Genomic DNA, 3,927 nt, shown 5'->3' on the forward strand with positions numbered 1-3,927 from the left:
CGTTCTGCTCGTTCGTGAGCTTGGCTCCAGCGCCGCCCTTCGCTGCCTTGCGGGCGTTGCGCGGGCTTGCGGATGCCGAACTCTTCGTCTTGGTCGTGGTATCGGACTGCGTTGCCATCTGTCTTCCTTTCGACGTTCCGTCGAACGCCACTCTATGTCGCCGGCGCCGCAAGCGGCTCGCCCCTTGTCAGCCGCGGTGCCGGGTGCTATCGGCGGGTCGCCCTTGCCCGGGCGTTGGGTGATCGTGGCGGCGGACGCTCGCGCCCTAGACTGCGCTCGTGACAGCATCCGTTCCGCCGGCATCGCCGCCCGCACCCACTACCCGCCGCATTCCCATCCTTGGAATCATCGCGTTCGTCGTCGCCTTCATCGCCCTTGCGCCTTCGCTTGCGATCTTGCTCATCGGGTTCCTCCCCGAGATGGCGACGATCTGGTGGCTGCTGATCGTGACAATGCCGTTCTCGATCATCGTCGGGGCGATCGCCCTCGTCCTTGCCGTCATCGCACTGATTCTGGACATTCGCGCACGGCGGATGCTCGTGTGGTCGATCGTGTCGCTGGTCCTCTCCCTGATCACGGTGCTCGTGCCGCTGTGGCTGTTCACCGGTGGTTTCAGCAGTGGAGACTACGTCGCGAACTTCTGAGCCCGAGCCCCTCGCGCATAGAGTGAAGGCGACCACTGAGCGACGAGGAACGAGAGCGGATGTCGGCGATTGCCCCCGGCTGGTATGACGACGGTCACGGTGCCCTGCGATGGTGGGACGGCCAGCAGTGGACCGAGCATGTGCAGCCGCACCCGCAGGGGATGCCCGACCCGTGGCAGCGCCCGCGCACGGTGCCGACGCCAGAGCCTTCTCTGCAATCGCCGGAGGCGGCAGGCGACGCGGCTCCATCCGACGGCGGTCCGGCAGACCAGGGCTCCCCATCGGGGATCTTCGTGGCAGCCACCGCCCCTCAGCGCAGCCGGACCTGGATCATCTGGGTGATCGTCGGTGTCGCGATGCTCGTTGCGGTAGTTCTCGCGGCGGTGCTCATCCCGCTTGCGATCCTCGGTTTCGGACGGGTGAGCGCGCCGGCCACGGTCGAACCGACGAACGATGATGAACGCGGCGCCGTCGAGGCTGTGTACGAGTTCGACGAGGCCTGGCAGACCGCCGACTGCGATCTCTTCCTCGGGGTCACGACCGAGCGCCTGCGCGAGATCGTGCAGATCAAGGACTGCGCGACCTTCACGGGTCAGTCCGACGCGTTCACCGAGTGGTACTCGGACTACGAGATCGTCGTGACCGACATCCGTGGCCCGGAATACGAGTACACCGTCGCAACCCAAGAGAGCTACATCGCGCACTTCGACCAGGACGGCAACCCGATCGAACCGGGTGTGCGGGAGGTCGTCGAGTACGAATACACGGTGGTTCCGGATGACGACGGCTGGGCAATCTACGACCTCGTGAGCGTAGAGTAGCCCCGAACCCGTCGCGTCGGGGCGGCTGCCCCAGACCAGTAGCTAGCACAGACCAGTAGGCTGGCACGGCCGGCGTTCCGGCGCCGACGAGAGCGAGCACATGACCACCACACCCCAGCCGCGCACCGCGCGCTTCTACATCGTCGCGATTCTGGTGGGTTTGGCTGCGGGCCTGTTGTCGGGTCTGTTCGGCGTCGGTGGCGGCACGGTCATCGTGCCCGCACTGGTCTTTTTTCTGGGGTTCAATCAGCGACTCGCTGCCGGCACTTCGCTCGCGGCGATCGTTCCGACGGCAACGGTCGGTGTGATCTCCTATGCGATGACCGGCTCGGTGGCGTGGATCGCCGCGATCATCCTCGCCGCCGGGGCGATCATCGGTGCTCAGATCGGCACGTGGCTGCTGCACCGACTTCCCTTGCCGGTGCTGCGCTGGGGCTTTGTCGGGTTCCTCGTGCTCGTGATCATCAGCCTGTACCTCGTGATCCCCTCGCGGGACGCAGAGATCGAGTACACGATCCTCTCGGTCATCGGCCTCATCGTGCTGGGCCTGATCACCGGCATCCTGGCGGGCCTTCTCGGTGTCGGCGGGGGCATTGTGGTCGTTCCCGTGCTCATGATCCTGTTCGGGGCGAGCGACCTCGAAGCCAAGGGCACCTCTCTGCTGATGATGATCCCCACGGCCATTTCTGGAACCGTCGGAAACATCCGGCGCAAGAACGTCGACCTGCCCGCGGCCATTGCCATCGGTGTCGCAGCGTGCACGACGACCGCGCTCGGCGCCTGGATCGCGACGCTCGTCGATCCGTTCGTCGGCAACGTGCTGTTCTCGATCTTCATCGCCTTCATCGCGGTGCAGATGGCGCTGCGGGCGATTCGCGCTCAGCGCTCCAGTTCCTGAGCGGCCGGATGCCGAGCGTCACCAGCCTGTGGTGAGGACCCGGTCGAGCGAATCGACGAAGTAGTCAACCGACTCGAGTGACACGCACAGTGGGGGTTTGATCTTCAGCACGTTCAGGTAGTCACCGGTGGGCTGCATGATCACCCCGAGCGTGAGCAGCCTGTCGCAGATTGCCGCGGTCTCGTCGGTCGCCGGCTCCAGGGTGATGCGGTCACGCACGAACTCGACGCCGAGATACAGGCCCGCGCCGTGCACTGCTCCCACGATCGGGTGGGACTCAGCCAGGCGTTCCAGACGTCGCTTCAGATGCGCTCCGACGACCCGCGCGTTCTCTTGCAGACCCTCCTGCTCGATGACATCGAGAACAGCCAGACCGATCGCCGCCGAGACCGGTGAGCCGCCGGTCGATGAGAAAAAGTACCCCTGGGTGCGGTACCGATCGGCGATCTCCCGGCGGGTGATGACGGCGCCGATGGGGTGGCCTGCGCCGATCGACTTCGCGACCGCAACGATATCGGGCACGACCCGCTGCTGCTCGAACCCCCAGAACCATTCGCCGAGCCGGCCGAAGCCCACCTGCACCTCGTCGGCGATGGCGAGGCCACCGTGTCGGCGAATAGCTTCGTAGACCTGCGCGAGATACCCCGGCGGTAGCGCGACACCCCCGGCGTTTCCGAAGAAGGTCTCGCAGATGAGCCCGGCGGGAGCGCGTCCGGATGCCGCGAGTTGATCGATCACCGCCACGGCTTCGGGTCCGTACCGTTCGGCATCGTCGCCGCGATGGATGCCGCGGTAGGGATTGGCGGCAGAAACGGTGTGCACCCACTCCGGGCGCGTCGCCAGCGCGTTCGGGTTGTCGGCGATCGACGTCGACACGGCATCGCTCGCGAAGGTCCACCCGTGGTAGGCCTCGCGCATCGCGACGATATCGGTGCGGCCCGTGGATGCCATCGCCAGTCGAAGAGCGAGATCTGTGGCCTCCGACCCCGAGTTGACGAAGAACACCGTGTCGAGCTCCGCGGGCAGCGTCTGAGCGATGCGCTCGGCGTACTCGGTGATCGCGCCGTAGTGGAAGCGAGAGTTGGTGTTGAGCAGGTTGAGCTGTCGGGTTGCGGCATCCGCGACGCGGGGATGCGCATGGCCCACCGAGGCGACGTTGTTGACCATGTCGAGGTAGACCCGACCGTCGAGGTCGATCAGATACTCCCGCCATCCGCGTTCGATCCTCGGTGGCGTGTCGTAGTAGTGCTCCTGGACCTCGGCGAGGACTCCGTGGCGACGGGCAAGAATGTCGTCCTCGCGCGGGAGCGGCGGCGCCATCCCGAGCGCGTCGGAGACGTCGCCGACCACCTCGCACCAGGCCTCGGCCAGATCCGCGGTGACCCGGGGAGGCGGCGGTTCGTCGCCTGCCGCATGGCGCTGGACGAACAGGCGCGTGCGTGCCGGAAGCGCAGCATCCGAGCCGTCGGGAACGCCGGTGATCGTGACGACCTCGTCGCCGCAACGCCAGGTGAGCGTCCCGGCGCCGCCTGTCCACTCGCCATCGTCTCGACCGAGCGCGAGC

The 3,927-nt window shown here is 66.5% G+C and carries 4 protein-coding genes; 3 read left to right on the forward strand and 1 reads right to left on the reverse strand.

The window, feature by feature from the left end; all coding sequences use genetic code 11:
• Positions 1 to 278: 278 nt before the first annotated feature.
• The 3 genes from Q1V87_RS15125 to Q1V87_RS15135 all read left to right on the forward strand — a co-directional run bounded on the left by Q1V87_RS15125 (position 279) and on the right by Q1V87_RS15135 (position 2,363).
• Entirely contained in the window at positions 279 to 644 is a 366-nt protein-coding gene (locus Q1V87_RS15125) for a hypothetical protein (protein WP_300594703.1), read from the forward strand.
• 59 nt (positions 645 to 703) lie between these two features.
• A complete protein-coding gene (locus Q1V87_RS15130; RefSeq protein ID WP_300594706.1) occupies positions 704 to 1,465 on the forward strand; it encodes a DUF2510 domain-containing protein in 762 nt (253 codons plus the stop codon).
• Positions 1,466 to 1,565: 100 nt separating this feature from the next.
• Positions 1,566 to 2,363 (forward strand): sulfite exporter TauE/SafE family protein, encoded by a 798-nt coding sequence (locus tag Q1V87_RS15135; protein ID WP_300594709.1) that lies wholly within the window; start codon positions 1,566 to 1,568, stop codon positions 2,361 to 2,363.
• 18 nt (positions 2,364 to 2,381) lie between these two features.
• Here the strand turns inward: Q1V87_RS15135 and Q1V87_RS15140 are convergent.
• The coding region (locus tag Q1V87_RS15140) for an aminotransferase class III-fold pyridoxal phosphate-dependent enzyme (protein ID WP_300594712.1) at positions 2,382 to 3,927 on the reverse strand (1,546 nt) is incomplete at its 5' end.

This window comes from Microbacterium sp. (assembly GCF_030149085.1).
Lineage (GTDB): Bacteria > Actinomycetota > Actinomycetes > Actinomycetales > Microbacteriaceae > Microbacterium.

Coding starts and splice junctions, on each gene's coding strand:
- Q1V87_RS15130 (WP_300594706.1), top strand. CDS start 704: ATGTCGGCGATTGCCCCCGGCTGGTATGACGACGGTCACGGTGCCCTG.
- Q1V87_RS15135 (WP_300594709.1), top strand. CDS start 1,566: ATGACCACCACACCCCAGCCGCGCACCGCGCGCTTCTACATCGTCGCG.